The organism is Undibacterium sp. Xuan67W (genome assembly GCF_049340165.1).
Classification (GTDB): Bacteria; Pseudomonadota; Gammaproteobacteria; order Burkholderiales; family Burkholderiaceae_D; genus Undibacterium.
Genome location: NZ_JBMPPN010000001.1, coordinates 204,041 through 223,004, shown reverse-complemented (window position 1 = coordinate 223,004; position 18,964 = coordinate 204,041). Strand labels below are relative to the sequence as shown.

General features: G+C 47.6%; 15 protein-coding genes. 8 read left to right on the top strand and 7 right to left on the bottom strand.

The window, feature by feature from the left end:
- Window positions 1-401: 401 nt before the first annotated feature.
- The gene (locus ACO0LE_RS01025; RefSeq protein WP_422958560.1) at window positions 402-2,123 is read left to right on the top strand and encodes a methyl-accepting chemotaxis protein; all 1,722 of its coding nucleotides are present in this window, start codon (window positions 402-404) and stop codon (window positions 2,121-2,123) included.
- 35 nt (window positions 2,124-2,158) lie between these two features.
- Here ACO0LE_RS01025 and ACO0LE_RS01020 read toward each other — a convergent pair whose 3' ends face one another.
- From ACO0LE_RS01020 to wrbA, 4 genes are all read right to left on the bottom strand, one after another.
- Window positions 2,159-2,569 (bottom strand): hypothetical protein, encoded by a 411-nt coding sequence (locus ACO0LE_RS01020; RefSeq protein ID WP_422958688.1) that lies wholly within the window; start codon window positions 2,567-2,569, stop codon window positions 2,159-2,161.
- A 79-nt stretch (window positions 2,570-2,648) separates the two neighbouring features.
- Window positions 2,649-4,055, bottom strand: a complete 1,407-nt coding sequence (locus tag ACO0LE_RS01015) for an FAD-binding oxidoreductase (RefSeq protein WP_422958559.1) — start codon at window positions 4,053-4,055, stop codon at window positions 2,649-2,651.
- Between the two features lie 5 nt (window positions 4,056-4,060).
- Window positions 4,061-4,459: a DUF2069 domain-containing protein gene (locus ACO0LE_RS01010; RefSeq protein ID WP_422958558.1), complete on the bottom strand. Its 399-nt coding sequence runs from the start codon at window positions 4,457-4,459 to the stop codon at window positions 4,061-4,063.
- Window positions 4,456-5,067, bottom strand: coding sequence for an NAD(P)H:quinone oxidoreductase (gene wrbA / locus ACO0LE_RS01005; protein WP_422958557.1), 612 nt, complete (start codon window positions 5,065-5,067; stop codon window positions 4,456-4,458). Before wrbA ends, ACO0LE_RS01010 begins: the two co-directional genes overlap by 4 nt.
- A 176-nt stretch (window positions 5,068-5,243) precedes the next feature.
- Between wrbA and ACO0LE_RS01000 the strand changes: the two genes are divergently transcribed.
- Window positions 5,244-6,518 (top strand): YihY family inner membrane protein, encoded by a 1,275-nt coding sequence (locus ACO0LE_RS01000; protein WP_422958556.1) that lies wholly within the window; start codon window positions 5,244-5,246, stop codon window positions 6,516-6,518.
- A 55-nt stretch (window positions 6,519-6,573) separates the two neighbouring features.
- Here ACO0LE_RS01000 and ACO0LE_RS00995 read toward each other — a convergent pair whose 3' ends face one another.
- Window positions 6,574-7,992 carry an undecaprenyl-phosphate glucose phosphotransferase gene (locus tag ACO0LE_RS00995; RefSeq protein WP_422958555.1) on the bottom strand — a complete coding sequence of 473 codons (1,419 nt, stop codon included), beginning with the start codon at window positions 7,990-7,992 and terminating at the stop codon, window positions 6,574-6,576.
- Between the two features lie 46 nt (window positions 7,993-8,038).
- Entirely contained in the window at window positions 8,039-8,998 is a 960-nt protein-coding gene (locus ACO0LE_RS00990) for a glycosyltransferase (RefSeq protein ID WP_422958554.1), read from the bottom strand.
- Between the two features lie 388 nt (window positions 8,999-9,386).
- Between ACO0LE_RS00990 and ACO0LE_RS00985 the strand changes: the two genes are divergently transcribed.
- From ACO0LE_RS00985 to ACO0LE_RS00965, 5 genes are read left to right on the top strand one after another with little or no spacing between them, the layout of a single operon-like run.
- Window positions 9,387-10,331: an SLBB domain-containing protein gene (locus ACO0LE_RS00985; protein WP_422958553.1), complete on the top strand. Its 945-nt coding sequence runs from the start codon at window positions 9,387-9,389 to the stop codon at window positions 10,329-10,331.
- Between the two features lie 12 nt (window positions 10,332-10,343).
- Window positions 10,344-11,792: a Wzz/FepE/Etk N-terminal domain-containing protein gene (locus tag ACO0LE_RS00980; protein WP_422958552.1), complete on the top strand. Its 1,449-nt coding sequence runs from the start codon at window positions 10,344-10,346 to the stop codon at window positions 11,790-11,792.
- Complete coding sequence (locus tag ACO0LE_RS00975; RefSeq protein ID WP_422958551.1) at window positions 11,785-12,744, top strand: polysaccharide biosynthesis tyrosine autokinase; 960 nt, start codon at window positions 11,785-11,787, stop codon at window positions 12,742-12,744. The genes ACO0LE_RS00980 and ACO0LE_RS00975 overlap by 8 nt, the downstream gene beginning before the upstream one ends.
- Window positions 12,744-13,712, top strand: a complete 969-nt coding sequence (locus tag ACO0LE_RS00970; protein ID WP_422958550.1) for a glycosyltransferase — start codon at window positions 12,744-12,746, stop codon at window positions 13,710-13,712. Before ACO0LE_RS00975 ends, ACO0LE_RS00970 begins: the two co-directional genes overlap by 1 nt.
- A 25-nt stretch (window positions 13,713-13,737) precedes the next feature.
- Complete coding sequence (locus ACO0LE_RS00965) at window positions 13,738-14,793, top strand: acyltransferase family protein (RefSeq protein WP_422958549.1); 1,056 nt, start codon at window positions 13,738-13,740, stop codon at window positions 14,791-14,793.
- Here the strand turns inward: ACO0LE_RS00965 and ACO0LE_RS00960 are convergent.
- A complete protein-coding gene (locus ACO0LE_RS00960) occupies window positions 14,790-16,118 on the bottom strand; it encodes an O-antigen ligase family protein (protein ID WP_422958548.1) in 1,329 nt (442 codons plus the stop codon). The genes ACO0LE_RS00965 and ACO0LE_RS00960 overlap by 4 nt on opposite strands.
- Before the next feature lie 189 nt (window positions 16,119-16,307).
- Between ACO0LE_RS00960 and ACO0LE_RS00955 the strand changes: the two genes are divergently transcribed.
- Entirely contained in the window at window positions 16,308-18,773 is a 2,466-nt protein-coding gene (locus ACO0LE_RS00955; RefSeq protein WP_422958547.1) for a capsular biosynthesis protein, read from the top strand.
- Window positions 18,774-18,964 lie beyond the last annotated feature (191 nt).

Here is an 18,964-nt window from a genome sequence, read left to right as displayed (position 1 = left end):
AGTAGTAATATGCCTCTAGAGTTTACTGGTACTTGTGTGTGTTTTACGTCGGTTTTTCCCTAAAATTTTTTTACATATTTAAAATAATCCTGGCTTCAATTAAACTAAGGCAGGAACATTTTGCCTTGTTTGATATTGAATGATAGATGAGTGTTAAAAACGAACTAATTGTGCAGAGAAAAAAATTTAATCAGTTGAGTTCATTGCGCTGAAAAGTTTTATTTCTCCAGTGATACTATTGAGTAATAGATACATCGTGTCTAATCAGAAAAAAGAGACAAGTTCTTCAGGCGCAACGCAGTTTTTTTGGGGTTCTCAGTGCACTGTTCCCTACATCAGCTATCTGGAAATACGTTTTCCAACGACATCGCGAATACATTGTATATTTCATAAAGGGTTATATGAAACTGCTCTCGAACATCAGAATCGGTACCCGTCTAACACTTGGATTTGGTTTGGTGCTTTTATTTGCACTTGGCTTGCTAGCTTTAGGAATATTTCGCTTAAGTCAGCAGCACGGATCCCTTGACTATATATTTAATAATAAAGTCGCTAGTTTGAGTGCGGCGACTGAAATGCGAGAACAAGGTCGGGCGCTTTCTCTTGTGTTGAGAAAAATGACAGCTCCAACTGATGTGGCAGAGGCGGAAAGAGAAACAAAAAAATTAATTCAGATCCTCGACAGTTACAATAAATCCGAGGAACTGGCAAAAAAACTAATAGAAGGACAAGACGGCAAGACGACTCTGGGAAAAGCCTTTGAACAAAAGCAAATGGTGATGTCGCTCGTGAATAAAATCAAATCTTTCGTCGCAGAGGGAAATTACTTTGATGCGGCGTCCTTATTGCAAACTGAATTTGGCATTCCACATGAAAAATGGATGGTTGCGCTCACTGAGTTAGCGCAGCAACAGAGAGAGGCAATGAAATTGACCTACGATGAATCGCAGGTCAATTATCGCGTCTCAATGACTAGTATGATTGTGGTTGGTTTCATCATTCTGGCTATTGGTATTTTTGCTGCATGGTATATTACCCGCACCATTTCTCTCCCGATTAAACGTGCCGCCAGTGTGGCAGATCATATTGCTAGTGGAGACCTGACCAATGATATCCAGATTGACGTCAGTGACGAGATCGGCGATCTCCTGCAATCGCTGAAGCTGATGCAGACTAATCTGATCGACACTGTTTCGCAAATCAAACAGGGAACTGAGACGATCACAGTAGCATCCCAAGAGATTGCATCAGGGAATGCCGATCTATCGAGCAGAACCGAATCACAAGCCAGCTCGCTCGAAGAAACAGCCAGCTCCATGGAAGAACTCACCAGTACCGTTCGTCAAAATGCCGACAACGCCAGACAAGCCAACCAGCTCGTCGTCTCCGCCTCCAGTGTCGCAGTCAAAGGAGGCGCCGTCGTAGGTCAAGTCGTCAACACCATGGGCTCCATCAAAGACAGCTCCCGCAAGATAGTCGACATCATCAGCGTCATCGACAGTATCGCCTTCCAGACCAACATCCTCGCCCTCAATGCGGCCGTCGAAGCCGCCAGAGCTGGCGAACAAGGGCGTGGATTCGCCGTTGTCGCCTCAGAGGTACGCAACTTAGCTCAACGCAGCGCCAGTGCCGCCAAAGAAATCAAAGCCCTGATTGACGACTCCGTCGACAAAGTAGAACAAGGCGGCAAACTAGTCGACGAAGCAGGCAAGACCATGGACGAAATTGTCACCAGTGTCCAGCATGTCGCCGACATCATGAGCGAAATTACTGCAGCGAGCCAGGAACAAAGTGCGGGGATTGAACAAGTCAATCTTGCCATTACCCAGATGGACGAAATGACGCAACAGAATGCAGCGTTGGTAGAGCAAGCAGCGGCAGCGGCAGAGAGTATGGAGGAACAGGCTCAGGCTTTGGCGCAAACAGTCCGAGTTTTCAAAACATCGGATGTGGCATCGGCGGCACTGGCAGTGACGACAAAGCGGGTAGATAAAAAGCCAGAGAAAAAATCATCGCAAGCAGCAACACTGAAAATTTCGGCAAAACCTGCTCCAACATCTAATCAGAGTTCCAGCAAATCAAGTCGTAGTGAAAAAACAGATGCTGACTGGGAAGAATTCTGAGAACTGTATTGATTCCAGTATTCTGGTACCGCAACTTATTTTCCGCAAACGAGAGCTGCCTTTTCGGTAGCTCTTTTTACTTTTCGCCTAGCTTGTGATTCTGCCTTAGGTTTTGCATTCGCTAGATCTTCTTTTGCCCATTTTATTTTTAATTGCTGTGCGTCGCATTGCTGTTTTTTCTTAGCGTTACGAGCGGCAATGGCCTTCATTTCCCTATCGTTTTTTTTTTCTGCTTTGTGACGAGACTGCGCAAGTTGATTGGCTTCGTTTTTTTCTTTAGCGGCAATTTCTTTTGCTGTTTTTTCAGAGTAAGGCGGGATAGCCGCGGGTGTATCCATGACAGATTGTTTTGCGCTGGCGATACAGGGAGTCTGGCTATAACTGACGCTGCCATTCACGTCGCATTTATAGGTTTGGGCTTGTGATGTACTGATGAATGTCAGCATCGTCAGACACATCAATAGTAATTTTTTCGGCGAACTATGGATCATTTTTTGTCCGTATTAATTTGAGAAATGAGTGAAATTAGAGAATTTTTCCAGGATTCATTAAATTGTCCGGATCTAACGCCATCTTAATACTGCGCATTAATTGCATTTCTATCGGAGACTTGTAGCGAAGTAGTTCTTCTTTTTTGAGCATACCTATCCCGTGTTCTGCTGAAATCGAACCGCCGAAACGGTGCACATTGTCATGCACAATTTGATTAATTGAGGCCTGGTACAGAATGAAAGAACTGTCTGGCATGTCCTTTGGCGGGGATACGTTGTAATGTAAGTTCCCGTCACCGAGATGGCCAAATATCACCATCCGGCATCCTGCAAAGGATTCCTGAAGCAGGATATTTGTTGATGCTACAAAGCCGGCAATTTCCGAAATAGGGAGGGAGACATCGTGTTTGATGTTCTTTCCTTCAGCAGCTTGCGCCATAGAAATATGCTCACGCAGATGCCATATGCCTTTTGACTGCTGAATCGATGTGGCAATGACGGCGTCTGTGACGATATTTTTTTCTATTGCGCTATTCAGCAAATTTTCCAGGAGAGTACTCGCCTGTAGCTCAGACTCATGATCGGAGATTTCCAGCAATACATATTCAGGGGACGGGACGAGAGCCGGTATAGCGATATGAGGAAAATGTTGCCGAACCAAGTTAACGCACATTGAAGACATTAATTCAAATGCAGTCAATGTCGCGCCAGCATGTTCTTGAGCAAGAGTGAGTAAAGAGAGTGCGGCGTCAGGTGATGCGACGGCTGCCAGCGCTGTAACTTGTGATTTGGGTTGCGGATATAGTTTTAAAACGGCTGCTGTGATAATGCCTAGGGTACCCTCTGCTCCTATGTAGAGGTCGCGTAAATCATATCCTGTATTGTCTTTTCTTAGACCGCGTAAACCATTCCAGATTTCGCCGTTCGCTGTTACCACTTCCAGACCGAGGCATAATTCGCGAGCATTTCCATATCGCAGCACCGCTGTGCCTCCCGCGTTTGTGGAGAGATTACCGCCGATTGTGCAGCTACCTTCTGATGCCAGAGACAATGGAAATAGCCGTTGTATTTGCTCGGCAGCATATTGTACCTCTGCGAGCAGGCATCCAGCTTCTGCTGTTAGCGTGTTGTTAACCGGGTTAATCTGGCGTATTTGCTTTAAACGGGTCAATGACATCACAATCTGTTTGCCACTTTGATCGGGTACGCTACCTAATACCAGGCCAGTGTTGCCACCTTGAGGCACAATCGCAACCATGTGGGTATTACATAGTTTGACGAGCTGCGCGACTTGTTCCGTTGTTCCAGGACGCAGTATTGCCAGTGCTTTACCTTTGAAGCGCTTACGCCAGTCCGTGACATAAGCTTGTCCCTCAGTTTCATTGAGTATGATGTTCTCTTTACCAATAACTTGCTCACACCGGCTCAGGAAATGATTCATCAGATTTACTCTGCTTTGAGTTGATCTTGGGAAGTTATTTGGGCTGCTTTAGCTGCTTTTTTATGTGGCTTGAGATAGAAAATAGCAGAAAAAAAGAACAAAACAGTCAGGACGACTTCCAGTCCGGCCAGTACGCTGGATAGCCACGCCTTATCACTATAGACCCGAACTACACCTTCTGTAAAATACAGTAGTATCAGCATAGACGACCATTGCATCGTATAAATTTGTTTCTTTAAGATGCCACGTAATGGAATCAATATAGGAATCACTTTTAACACCATCCAGGAGCCGCCGGGTCTCAGCGGCGCTAATACGGTTTCCCATAGGATCAGCAATACAATCAAGGCGATTAAACTGCCGCACGTCAGGTAGTAATAAACAGATTGTCGGGATGTGTTCACACGGACGCTTTCAATTTTTTTGCTGTCTCTGCCAAGCGTCGGCCAAGAGCAATTGCAAGTTTTTTACTGTCATCAGAGATCGCAGTTTTTCCATCGATACCCGCCCAATGGCTTGCGCCGTAAGGGCTGCCGCCTGTGCTTGTCAACATCAATTCAGGATGGCTGTACGGAATTCCCAGCAGTACCATGCCGTGGTGCATGAGAGGTAGCATCATTGATAGTAACGTCGATTCCTGTCCACCATGCATGCTACCGGTAGAGGTGAATACACACGCAGGTTTTCCGCTTAATGTTCCTGAAAGCCAATCCGTTGCTGTGCCATCCCAAAAATATTTCATGGCACCAGCCATATTGCCGAAGCGGGTAGGGGAGCCCAATGCCAGTCCATCACATTCATTCAGGTCAGCTAATTCGACATAGGGTGCGCCATCATTCGGTATTTCAGGTTCAGTGGCATGCGTTACCGCAGATACTGCGGGCACAGTGCGTAAGCGGGCATCGCAACCGTGGACGCTTTCGATACCCTGGGCAATATATTCCGCTATTTTTCGGGTGCTGCCGTGGCGTGAATAATATAAAACGAGAATGCTTAGTTGTTGAGAGTTCATGCTTGCTATTATATGGGGCTTTTCGTCTGTAACCATGAATGGATATACCTGCTAATGTACTTACTGACTTAGTGCGTATTATTTATGAAATTGTTGACGTAATTTTTAATTATATTTTGTTGTGATTGGTTGAGATGGTGATGTTATTGGTAAGTAATGTAGGGACAAAGAATTTTATGCGTAAGTTTTCCTGGAGTCAGGTTCGCAATTTATTTTTATTTGCCAACCAGCGTTTGCGTGAAGGGCGCCTGCCACAGGTGGCAGGTAGTCTGACGTTTACGACAGTATTGGCTTTGGTGCCTATTCTGACGATTGCTTTAGCAATTTTTACCGCTTTTCCTTTGTTCAATACATTCAGAACCTCACTGGAGGCTTATTTCATAAAGAGTCTGATGCCGAAAGATATCTCCAGCACGATACTTGGCTATCTCACTCAATTTGCTACTAAAGCGACCCGGCTGTCTGCCGTTGGTGGTGTCGCCTTGATGGTCACGGCGGTTACTACCATGGCGATGATTGATAAATCGTTTAATCAAATCTGGCAAGTAAAGCGTAGCAGACCATGGACTCAGAGAGTGTTGGTATATTGGGCTATTGTGACACTTGGGCCACTGTTGATTGGTGTATCTATTACGATTACCTCTTACCTGTTTACGGCAACCAGCGGTGTGGTTGGTGCAGTTCCGTTTATCGGTGGTGTTTTTTATACTTTAGTTTCGGTGTTTTTTACCACCGTTGCTTTTAGCCTGCTGTATCTCGCAGTGCCTAACCGGACTGTCGACTGGCATGATGCGGCGTGGGGAGGTTTGTTTGCCGCGATTGCTTTTGAGATCGCAAAGCGTATCTTCGCCGTATTTGTGACCAAATTCCCGACCTATACCGTGGTGTACGGCGCCTTGGCTGCCGTACCTATTTTTTTGGTATGGATCTACTTATCGTGGCTGATTACTCTAATTGGCGCAGTGATTGCTGCTGCTTTGCCGATAGTTAAATACGAGCGCTGGTGGCACAGTCCGGCGCCGGGCAGCGCGTTTATCGATGCGATCGACATTCTCAGAGTCTTATATGAAGCACGCAATGCCAACGAGGGAGCGGCGGTCGATGTTGCTACTATCCGGGTCAAGACGAGATTCGGGTTGGACGAAATTGATGGGTTGCTGGAACAAATGCTGGAAGTTGGCTGGGTAGCTAGAGTAGCATCCGAGTCACCACAAACGACCAGACTGGTATGGTGGAAAAAACTCAATGAAGGTGCAGAACGCTGGGTCATGCTGGCCAACCCGGAACTGCTGAAACTTTCACATGTATACCGACTATTTGTGTTTAAAACGATTACCCATAGTTCCCTCGCCATGCAGGTCGAGGCAGTTATTGAGAACGGTCTGGATCAAAGCTGGGAATCGTATTTTTCCGGCAATCGCAAAGAGTTAAATCAGATCATCGCCAGATAGTGCACGTCGCATGTGTTGCCAATATTAAGCTACTCTTGCAGGCATTCAATAAACCTCAATAAGCGTTCTTATCGCCGAATAAAACACCTACGGTTTTCCACAGAATCACGAGATCCAGCCAGACTGACCAGTGCTGAATATAATATAAATCGAGATCTACACGACGCTGCATTTTTTCCAGAGTTTCCGTTTCACCGCGGAAACCGTTGACCTGCGCCCAGCCGGTGATGCCGGGCTTGATTTTGTGTCGCAACATATAACCGTGAACCAGCTTGCGGTATAGCTCGTTATGCTCAACAGCATGCGGGCGTGGTCCGACCAAGCTCATATTTCCAATCAGCACATTAAACAGCTGAGGTAATTCATCAATAGATGTACTTCTGATGAAACGTCCAAAACTCGTGACACGGTTATCCCTCTGAGTGGCCTGAATAACTGGCCCTTCAGAATTATGATCTTTCATGCTGCGGAATTTGTAGATGCTGATCGGTTTACCTGCAACGCCATAGCGTTTTTGTTTGAAGAAAATCGGGCCGGGTGAACTGAGTTTTACACCGATGGCGACCGTCGTGAGTAACGGAGACAGCAGGATTAATCCCAGGCTCGCCCCCATTAAATCCAGTATGCGTTTCGGTAGTGCGGCTAAGCCGATAAATGGCGTCTCAGTTGAGGCCAGGACGGGCTTGCCCGCCATTTCTCGTAACTGTATTCCAGGCATACCAAAAATCAAGGACTCAGGTACAAAATAAGTCGATACTGTACTGTCTTGAAGAATCGCGATAATCTCAGCGAGTTCCGGAGGCTCTTTTGTGTTGAGCCCAATAAAGACAACATCTACTGTTAATCGGCCTGTTTTTGGATCGACCAGCCATTCCGTTACGTCATCAAGATTACCTAGCCGTGTCAAGCCGCTCGGTGGACGGGAATCATTTCGGTTATCAAAAAATCCAACCACGTCGATTGCTGCCAGAGGTGTTCTCCGCAACGAATCGACAAGGTCAGCACATGCCGAGTTAGACCAGATTAAAACAGCTTTTCGGCGTCTGGCTGGATTGGAGTAAAAGAAGGCGCCAAACAAACGAATACTGGCAGCTGTCAGCATCAAGGACAGAGGTGTAATTGCCAGCCACGTCAACATCACGACACGGGAGAGGCGTTCGGTGCTTTTGTCTGCGTAGGCACTGACTAAAACCAGAGTGAACACGACTAACCACCGGACAGTCAGAGTAGGAATAAGCGAAAAAAATCGGCGATCCTGCAAGGAATTAAGTAATCTGTGGCTGGAAAACGCGATGATGCTAGCTAGTCCGGCAATGAAAATACGCAGGCCGAAGGCATCAAGATCCGTGTTGCCGTAGTAATCAATAATGGCAACTAAGGTCATCGTAACGGCAACGCCAAAAGCGATACCCACCATCGCAGTCATAACCTGCGACGGTTGCGTACCTCTGCCGTAAGAAACCTGACCCATCATAAAGTTAGCCCCTTTACTGACGAGCTAATGAGCGGAATAATCTTGATCAAGATTTTTGTCCTTTGATGAACAGACCTTTAATTTGACCTAGCTGCCATTGATGCAGATGACGGCGAAATTCCAGATTGTCGTAGCGCGGTGCACCTTTTAGTGCGGCGCCAAGATAGCCTGCCATAATCAGGATGCCACCGATGACAAGCGGTTTTTCTCGCATGCGGAATACGCTTGATGCCAGGGCGTAAAGCGGGTGGTAGCCCATGAACCAGATGCCGCGTCCCCAGCGTAGACGGCCACGATACACATTTTTATCCGAAGAGCCCATCAGGCGATGATGCATCAGGATTGCATCGGGGTGGTAAAAACTCATGGTTGACCAGCCCTTCATCCGCGCTGAATGAACGTCGATGCCATCCCACATTACTTCCTCGACAAAACCGCCAATTTCTTCAAAGGCATCACGACGATAAAGCTTGAATTGTCCGGCAACATGTTCATCAATAATGAATTCTTCTATTTGTTGACCCTGCTCCTCGCGATACACTTTTCCAGAAACTGCGGCAAGCTTGTTATTTTCTTCAAACTTGCCGAACATGGTTTCGAGGTAGCGTGAGCCAAATGACATATCGCCATCGAGTTTTGCTATATATTGATAGTCGCTATGTTGTATCTGGCTAATCCCATACTTGAATGCAGCGACGACGCCGCCGCCGACTTTACGAAATCCGCGGTCCGGTCTTTGGACCAAACGGATGAAGCTGTATTTTTCTGCGTAGGCTCTGACGATATCTGGCGTCGCATCGCGTGAGCCATCATCAACAATCACCCACTCAATGGGTCTGACGGTTTGTTTTACCATCGAATCCAATGTTAGTTGGATCAGGTCTGCCTCGTCACGAACCGGTGCAATAATGACCAGCGGTACAACGCGCACAGGATAGGTCGGAGGATGCGGTACCTGGATGCTTTGTATGGAAGTAAATTCGGATTGTGTCGGCGAGTGTGTCATGCGAGTACCTTGTATTCTCGAGTGAATAGCTGATCGGTCGGATCTTTTCGTGCAAACGAGAAAGCTTTGCTTATGTTAACTTAGTTTGCATAGAATCAACAATCAATCAAAAGTTAATTATTGTTATCAAATTTGTCTTTTGATTGTGTCATATCTTGTTCGGGAATTGCTTTGTTGAGCAGCTTGTTTTCATGACAAAAATTTGCAACCTCTTTTATTATTGCAAGATAGAATTGAGTTCTTTTAATGTCAGGCACTTATTTAGATGAGTTTTTCACTTTTTCGTCGGACCAACTGCCTTTCACGAGTTCAAACATTCACTTGTTTGTTACTGAGTTGTCTGTGTCTGTCTGTCCTCGCCCAGCCTGCAATCGATACTCAGTCCAAAATGCTATCCGTTGCACCGCTACAACCGACGATACGACCGCAGCTACAACCGCAGCTACAACTTAAGTTAGTTGATCGGATAGCACCGGAAAATGCCATTCTTGCAGCGAAGGATAATTCGCCTGCAGCGATGCAAGACACGGCGAAGCAAGAGCAAATTCAAAGTCCAATACAAGGCTCAATACAAACCGCAGATAATCTGACTTCTGCACGTGAAGTGATCGGTGAGGGGGATCAGTTGTTGGTTACCGTATTTGGTCAACCGGATCTGACTTCCGATGTGACCGTCGGAGAAAGCGGTGTAATCACTTTACCTCTGGTCGGCGTCATCGATACCAAGGGGAAAACTCCAGCAGAAGTCGCTGTTCTCTTTGCGAACAGACTGGAGCAAGGGCAATATGTTCGCAGTCCCAAGGTGGCAATTAAAGTCTTGCAGCAACTCAGCCGAACGTTTTCTGTGCTCGGTGAGGTGCAAAGGCCCGGGCGTTATCCCTTGCCGAATCAACTGACGCTCTTAGATGCGCTGAGTCTGGCGGGAGGCCTGAACAACCGTGCTGACAAAGGCATCAGTCTTATGCGCCGTAGCAAAGGCCAAGCTGAGGCTGAGACGGTGGACTATATTCCCTTGAGAATTGACCCGCAGACGACACAGACACCGGACAAGCTGAACCAGAAAATATTGCCAAATGACGTCTTATTCGTTTCGTCGCAAAAGACTTTTTATGTGTACGGTGAAGTCAGAAAACCCGGTAACTATCCCATCGAAGAAGAACTGACTGTCATGCGTGTACTGTCGATCGGTGGCGGAGTCACTGAGCGAGGATCAACGCGCCGTATGACAATCTATCGAAAAACAGAGGATGGCGGAACAAAAGAAATTCCTGCAAAAATTACCGATCAGGTGTTGCCAGGTGATGTGCTGTTTATCAATGAACGATTGTTTTAAAGTGGCTGGATCATGAAGCAAAACTCGACCGGCGATTTACTACTCTCTTTTGCTCAGATTGGTGCGATGTTGCGTGCCCGTCGTATGCTTATTGCTGCTATCGTGATATTGGCCGTAGCAGTAGCGGCGATCGCGAGCATGCTCTTACCAAAAACCTATATTGCGTCTGCCGATGTGTATATCGACTACCGCATCAATGATCCCATCGGTGGCCGTCAATTTCATCCTATGCAGGATGAAAGTTACCTGCAAACCCAGTTTGACGTGATCAAGAGTGTTCAAGTCGCGGAGCGTGTTATCGCCTCGCTGAAGCTGGAAGATAGCACTACGGGACAGCGGTATATCAAAAAATACGGACAACAGCGTGGATTGCGCGCTCTTGCTGAAGACATCGTAAAGAATATTGATGTCACGCCGCACAAAAGCAGCCGGGTTGTTGAGCTTGAATATGCGTCCGGTGATCCGCAGCATGCCAAGGATGTCGTCAATGCCGTGGTCAAGTCGTATATGGATTTGTCACTGGAAATGATGAATGCTCCGGCTCGTGCCAGGAGAGATCAATACAATGCGCAGTTGGAAAATATGAGTCGTCAGATGGATGATTTGCAAAAAAAACTGACGGCCTATCAGCAGGAACATCAGATTATTGACACAGACGAGCGTTCAGATCTGGACTCCAAACAAATGGGTAATCTCAGCGCAAGACTGGTCGACGTTCAACTTGCTAGAATCGAGGCGCAGGCAAAACGTCAATCCATGGAGCGCTTGATGAGTAACGGTAATCGCGGTGCTGACATTCCAGAGATCGCCGGGATCGGCAATATATCTGGCTTGAAAGCGAGTATCAGTGCGCTGGAAATGCAGCTTGCCAATGCCAGAACCTCAATAGGTGCCAGGCATCCGCGTTACATTGCGATTGAGGAAGAAATTAAATCTCTCAATGAGCGCTTGCAAAAAGAGTCAGCTACCGCAGTCGATGCGCTCAAAGCAAATGAATACCGGTTTATGCAGCAAGAGAAAGTCATTGAAGCAGATCTTGCAGGCTACCAAAAGCGCACATTGGAAAATAAACAGCATCGTGACGTCATCAGCTCCTACCAGCGTCAGCTGGACAGCGTCCAAAAAATCTATAACGCTGCTATCCAAAAATTTGATGAATTGCTGATGACAAGCAACGTAGTGATCTCCAATGCATCGGTGATGCGCTGGGCAGAATTGCCTGAGCGCCAGTCCAAACCTCTGCTGCGCAATAACTTAATTTTTGGCATGATCGCTGGCGTCTTGCTTGGATTCAGCGTCGCATTTTTACTCGAATTGTCTCAGCGTAAGATACGCTGTGTCGATGATCTGGAAAGAGAATTCGATGTTCCAGTATTAGCCAAAGTTGGCTTTGCTGAAAAACTATTTGATCAGCAAACTGCAATAAAAAATAACAATCAATTAAGAGGCTTTTATGGATAAGTTTCCGTCAGAGCATCTGGTTATTACGACAGCGCAAGGCGAAGATGTCGCCATGCCAAAAATTGGCCGTTTAGGTGAACTGTTTCTTGAAAAAGGCTTACTCACCAAGGCGCAGATCGAACAGATTGCCCGAACTCAGATAGAAAAAAATCTGCGGTTCGGCGATGCGGCATTGTCTTTAGGATTGCTGATACAAGGTCAGCTTGATCTGGCGCTCGGTGAACAATTCGGTTATGCATCAAAGGATTTGTTGATTGGAACGGCGCATCCTTCACTCAATATATTGCACTATCCATTTTGTCTGGAAGCGGAAGAAATCCGGCGCTTGCGTAGCGAACTACTACTTAAGTTTGAGCATCAGGACAAAATTAAGTTAGTCATCGCTAGTCCCGCTCAAGGCGAGGGCAAGAGCTATATGGCGGCTAGTCTTGCCATTGCGCTGTCTCAATCAGGTAAACGGACTTTATTGGTAGACGCTGATTTACGTCATTCGGCACAGGAAAAATATTTTGGTCTGGATCGTCCCGATGGTTTGTCGTCGGTATTGGCTGGTCGTATTACGTTAGAGAGTGCGCTCATTCAGCTAATGCCGAATCTGCACATTTTGCCAGCGGGTCCTAAGCCTCCGAATCCCTTAGAGATATTGCGCGCGCCTAATGTCCAGAATGTACTGGCAACTTGTTGGGATCAGTTCGATGCATTTATCGTTGACACGCATGCTGCATCGCTTGCCTCCGATGCGCAGATTGTCGCCTATCAGGTAGGTGCAGCGCTGGTTCTGGCAAAGAAAGATAAGACGCAACTCGATGCGCTCAAGCAAACCATGGCAGATCTTCAGGTTGCCGGTGTCGACATAGTTGGCACTGTTTACAATCAGTCTGAAGATAACCGGATAACGAATGAGGTTGCAACGGGCTGGTGGAAAAAAATACGCGCAACTCTATTCTCCTGATGGCAGATATGCTTGATATCAGTATTTGTATCTGTACATTTCGCCGTCCAGTATTGCTGCGCGCTTTACTTGACGCGATTCTTCAGCAAGACATTACGCATCTGACTATTCAGGTCGTCGTCGTCGATAATGATCCTGCTCAATCTGCAAGCGCTGTGTTGTCCGAAGCTGCGTCACAATTCGGTGACCGTCTGACACCCGTCGCACTAACTGAGTCAAATATTTCACTGGCAAGAAATGCCGCAGTTCACGCAGCATCGGGTGAATGGATTGTGTTCGTTGATGATGACGAGCGTCCAGAGCCGACCTGGCTTTCTCAACTCATGAATACACAACAACAATATAGCGCCGATCTGGTCTTCGCTCCTGTACTCGCTGAATACGCCGACGGCGTAGCCAACTGGTTAAAGCAGGGTGGCTATTTTGACCGGCGTCGTCTGGTCACCGGAACGACTGTTACAGAGACTGATGCCCGCAGCGGTAACGTATTGATACGTAGAAGCGCATTGATGCGCTTATGTGACGACGCTGTAAGTTCACCCAATAGCGGCCCGAGTGGGCCGTTTGATGCTGCCTATGGCAAGACAGGAGGAGAAGATTCTATTTTGTTTCGCCAGCTAGGCGCAGGCGGGGCGCGCATGGTGTGGTGTGATGAAGCACCTGTATATGAATGGATACCGCTCGATCGTGCTCAACCCAAATGGCTGGTACATCGCTCTTACAGGACCGGACAATTGTTTATGCGGACGGAGCTTGCGATGCAGCAGGGACATGCACGCAGTTTACGTGCGGCGTATCTGGCGAGCCGGGCGTTAATGCAATTAGTCATTGCTGCGTTGCTGGTGATCATTTTGCTGGTGTTTAAACCTCTGTCATCATTTAAATGGTTACGGATCCTTGCGTCACAGGCCGGTAAGCTCAGTTATCTTTTCGGTAGCTTATCTCAGGCTTACGGCAGCTCTTCCTGATGCGCGGCGATATAGTCCTGGACCTATGACACATCCACATCAGCATCCAAATCGCCTGCTTGCACTGGATGGCTTGCGTGCGGTCTCTATCTTGCTCGTTGTGATTTCCCATGCATGGCTAGGACATATTGTTCCCGGCGGTTTAGGCGTCACCATTTTTTTCTTTATCAGTGGTTTCATTATCACGCGCCTCATGATCGTCGAATGGGACGCAACTACACAGATCAATATCAGACAGTTTTATCTCAGGCGTTTTTTTCGCTTAATGCCAGCGCTGATAATCTATGTGGTTTTGTCTTTGCTTGCGATGCTGGCGATGGGGGAGGCGATTAAATTAATCGAGCTATTGTCGGTGTTTTTTTATTACGCCAACTATTATGCAATTTACTTTGGATTTGGTGATGATACCTTGCCGGCACCGCTGTCGATTACCTGGTCTTTGGCGATAGAAGAACATTTTTATCTGGTTTTTCCTTTTCTGTTTGCTGCGCTGGCAGGAAAAATAACATGGTTTTTGCGGTTGATCGCTGGGTTGATTGTTGCTGTATTCCTCTGGCGTTTATACCTGCTCACTCAATTCGGACTTGAGCAATTAGCGCATGACCGTATTTATAAGGGGACCGACACCAGATTGGATTCGATATTGTACGGCACCGGATTTTCTATTTTGCTGGCGCGTTATTCCTGGGCAAATAAGTTTTTTTCAGATCGCCGTGTAGTGGTATCTGGGGCTCTCTTGATGTCACTCTCATTACTGGTACGTAATGAGATTTTTCGCGAATCTTTACGGTATTCAATCCAAGGCATCGCTTTAGCGTGCCTGTTTTGTCATTTAGTTTTTATTGATAACCCGGTTCAGCGTTTGCTGTCGTCTGGTCCGATGATTTATATAGGTAAGATCAGTTATTCGCTGTATCTATACCACTATCTTATTTTTACTTTGATCACGGCATGGATGCCAGATTCTGCGCTATGGATACGGATCGCCACTTTGTTGATTGCGTCGTGGATTTGCGCGGACTTATCTTACCGGTATGTAGAGCAGTATTTTGCCCGTATCGGACGACGGTTTTTGCATTAGGTGTTGACCGGCCTTGTTGCATCTTCTTTTAGCCTGCGTAGAGATGAGGTCACGGTAACTAATGCAAAAATGAAAAAAACATTCTGAAATCCGAACCCGCGAAATAAGCTGCTCTCAGTGAAGTTCGTGATAACCACCACCATCAGGGTGGTGCCCCAGAACGCCGCTTGCAAACGGTCTACATAGGTCATCAGGAACAATTGCTGTAATTGTTTGAGTAACACCAAAATTGCCAGACACAGACCAATCAATCCTTGTTCATTCAGGATGTCCAGATAACCGTTATGCGACTGTAGCGGCACCCAAAACAGGGCATCAATCACGTATTGGGACAAACTCCCAGGCCCTAACCAAAAAGCGCCATAACCTAAGCCCATCCACTGATGCCGTGCTATTTCCAGTTCGACTAATTGCCAGATGTCGGTACGCCCGGTTAAGTCCGAACCTTTGCCAAATAAACCGGCAATCGGAGACGTGATCTCACCATAAGTCGGGAGACGTGACTCAAGCATATAAAAGGCAAACGCCATGAGTAAGGCCACAATGCCGATTGACAGGCTCGCTCGTGTCATTGAATAGGCGGACTCTATCCTCTGCTTGCGAAATAAATGAAAAAGTGCAGAACTCAATACGGTAATCGCCAGACTGGTCGAGCTTTTTGACATGATCAATACAAAAAAGCCAAACAGGATTGCTATTAGCATAGAGCGGCTTGAGGTGCTGCCGTCACAGGCACTTACTTGCCAAAGTAGGATGCAGAGCGCAGCGACCTGACCTAATTCATTTTTTTGCGACAAGATGCCACGCCAGGCACGGCCTAGTTCTACGTCAACACCAATGCTGGGAATCGCAATCGCGACAAAAAATGAGGCAATCAAAATAGCCGTCAAGGTATATCTCAGATCCTTAATAAATAAATCCAGAGGGCGCGACGATAGTTGTATCGCAAGAGCAATCATGACCAGGCCGACTAACTGAATCGCCTTTTTAAAAGTGACAGCAGGTAAGGGTGACCAGAACGAAGACGCCAGACACCAGAAGATTAATAACAATAAAAACGGATTGATGACCCGCAGGTAGCGCAAAGTCAGTGGCAGATGGCGTATCAATAAAATCGTCGAGATGAGAAATAAACTTCCCCATTCCAGTTTGGTATTCAGCGAGCCCTCCATCGTCAGCTCGGATGTGCCTGCGTAATCCCAGGATATGCCATAAGGCAAAAGGGAGAATAAGACGAAACACACGACCATCAAACGGATGGCGGCGATTTCTATCCAGTTCAAAGGATGTTGCTGCTGGTAGTGGGCGGCCGATAGCTCTTGCATGGCGTGCGTAGATTTATTTAATTTGTATTAATACACTATTGTGCCTCGAAAGCGTGACTTCGTTGTCAGCGATTGTTAATTTTATGACCGGCTATTCATGCCCGCGTTGTTCTGCGTTATTGTGAGCGTCTCTCATTCTGTTTTTGAATTATGTACTTTGCCATTCACCTCCTTTGCGATCGACGCTTGATGTTCAGTTTGCCCAACTTTCCGCTGATGATATTGCTGACAGGGTTGTGCTTGCTGAATGCGGGATTGGCACAGGCAGAACCCGGGTTTTACCCATTCGCTGTCAATGAAGATGCGTTGACAGGTGCGCCGGATTTTAGCGGCCTGAATCATAGCTTGACCGAAGCCGATAAGATCTTTACTAAAGGCGCACATTTTTATCGCGTTGGGGCAGATGGCCGGCCCAACACCACCGATGACATCCGTATACGTTTTTTTGGTATCAGCATTAGTAGTGCTGCCAATTTTCCGAACGAAACCGACGCCCCTCGCATCGCCAGGCGCTTACGTAAGCTGGGCTTCAATGCTGTCCGCCTGCATCATCTCGACAGCATACTTAGCGATAGTGAGGAAAAGCCCAGAGGTATTTTGACGACCGGGGCATTTCCTACATTCAATGCGACAGCGATCTCCCGTTTGCGCAATTTTATCGAGGCACTGAGAGCAGAAGGTATTTACGTCAATCTGAATCTGCATGTCGGATACAGTTTTCGTCCTGCTGTTGACGGCGTGACTCCATTGGCTCCCGGGGAGCGCATGCCCTATGCCAGTCATCCCTATCACTTGTTTGAGCCGCGCATGATCGCGCTCCAAAATGAATATGCACGTGAGCTTTTACGTCGTCTCGGTTTAAGTAATGATCCGGCGCTGGCGATGATAGAGATCAGTAACGAATCTTCCTTATTGGGCGCATGGCAGCGTGGAGATGTCGACTCGATCAAAGGCGAGTACGAACGCACTTTGCAATTACAGTGGCAGCGCTGGGCGCTCAAACGCTATGGCAGCATGAACGCCGCATGCCAGCGGTGGGATGCCTGCGACTTACCTAAACAGGGTGGCTTATTGCTTAAATCGACGGAATCCCATGTGGTCGAGGGCGCCTATGGCTGGTCCGGTAAGTTACGTAAACTGGCTCGCAAGGGAATGGCAAAAGTCGGTCTCTCGTCTCCCGAAATTTTCGGTCATTCTTTTGAGTCCCACACGCAAGGCGCAGGGCTGCGTGTACTCGACTTCACGCTGTTTTTAACCGAGATGGATAAGCAATATCTGGAAAGCGTGCGCCGTACGATTCGTGCGGAGGTCGGTAATCTGATCCCGGTGACTGGTACGCAAATGTATTACGGCGGTGTCATGAACGCCGATGCGCAGGAGGATATGGATTATGTGGACGAACATTTTTATGTCGATCATTACGATTTTCCGCATCAGGCTTGGGATAGAAACGACTGGCGCATTCGTGACAGTTCGGCGCTCAAAGAAGCCTGGCCACAGCTATTGCAGAGAGCATATTTTCGCGATGTGAATAAGCCCTTTGTATTGAGCGAATTCAATCAGGCATATCCAAACCGGCAAGGAGCAGAGATTGTGCCCGTCGTTACCGCTTTAGCCAGTGCACAGGACTGGGATGGGCTGTTTCTTTTTCAGTATATTGATGGCGATACTTGGAATTCTGTTCCCGACAGTTTTAACCTGAGCGGTAACTGGGCGCAGTACCCCAATACGGGGACCTCAGCGGCGATGTTCCGTCTTTTTCAGATACGCCCGCTATCCGGACAAAAGACAATCCCCATGAGCCTGGATGCAAGGCAAATGATCGCTGCGCTCAGAGATGAGTCGGCCTATCCTGCGTATTTATTGAGTCGCTACGGCCTCAGTCCCCGGGATGCATTTTTAACACGCATCGGCATGCAATATCTTGGACAAAACAAGCAGCCCGCTCAAGCTCCGCCGATATCATCAGATCCCCGGCGCACTAAGGGTTCTGTCAATGAGCCTCAGACCAGCAACGACAGCATGGCTCCGTGGCAAGGGCAGGGGAGTGGTATGCAATACATGCCCGACCCGGCGCAACTCCATGTGACGACACCGTACAGCATGATATGGACAGGCTTTAGCGATACTGATGCGTTTAGTCCGGCAGTCTCAGACGCTCAGGGAATCGCCGTGAAATTGAATCAGAGTGGCAGGCGTTTTGCCGTTGTTACCGCAACCAGTCGCGACGGACTCAGTCTGGTTAAATCAAAGAGAATATTGCTGACCGTCGTTGCCAGTGTTGTCGGCAGTCAGCCGAATACTATGCCAGAGCGCCCCAAGCAACTCATTCCTTATCCCGGTAGTAGCGGCTGGTGGACTCTGGAGCCTGACGCTCAATCCGGTTCGGCTGTGGACAAGCCTTCAGGCCCTCGCGACGGGCAAGCACCGGTATGGCTGGAGCGGGTACAGGCGACAGTGTTTGTGCCAACTCGCATGCGTAACCTGAAAGTCTTCCCCCTCGATGGTTCGGGGCGCCGCGAGGCTGCTTTACCCGCATCACTAATCAACCGGCATAAAAATGGCGTTGAAATTCGATTGAATACGACTGAGGCTGTTACTGACGTCGGTCAGTCCAACCGCTTTTCGCCGTGGTATGAATTGGTGGGGGATTAGGAAAATCGTTGCATAAATACCCTGGTGCAAAAGCTCATAAACGAATCTTCCTAATCTGATCAGTCAACACTCTCGTCTGATGATCTAGTGCATCCCCTTGAGCGTGGACCTAAGGTCGCATCAAGAAATTAAACTCCAGAAACCAATGGATCTGCCAGATTTGCGTAGATCAACTGTTTTCGATCCTATTC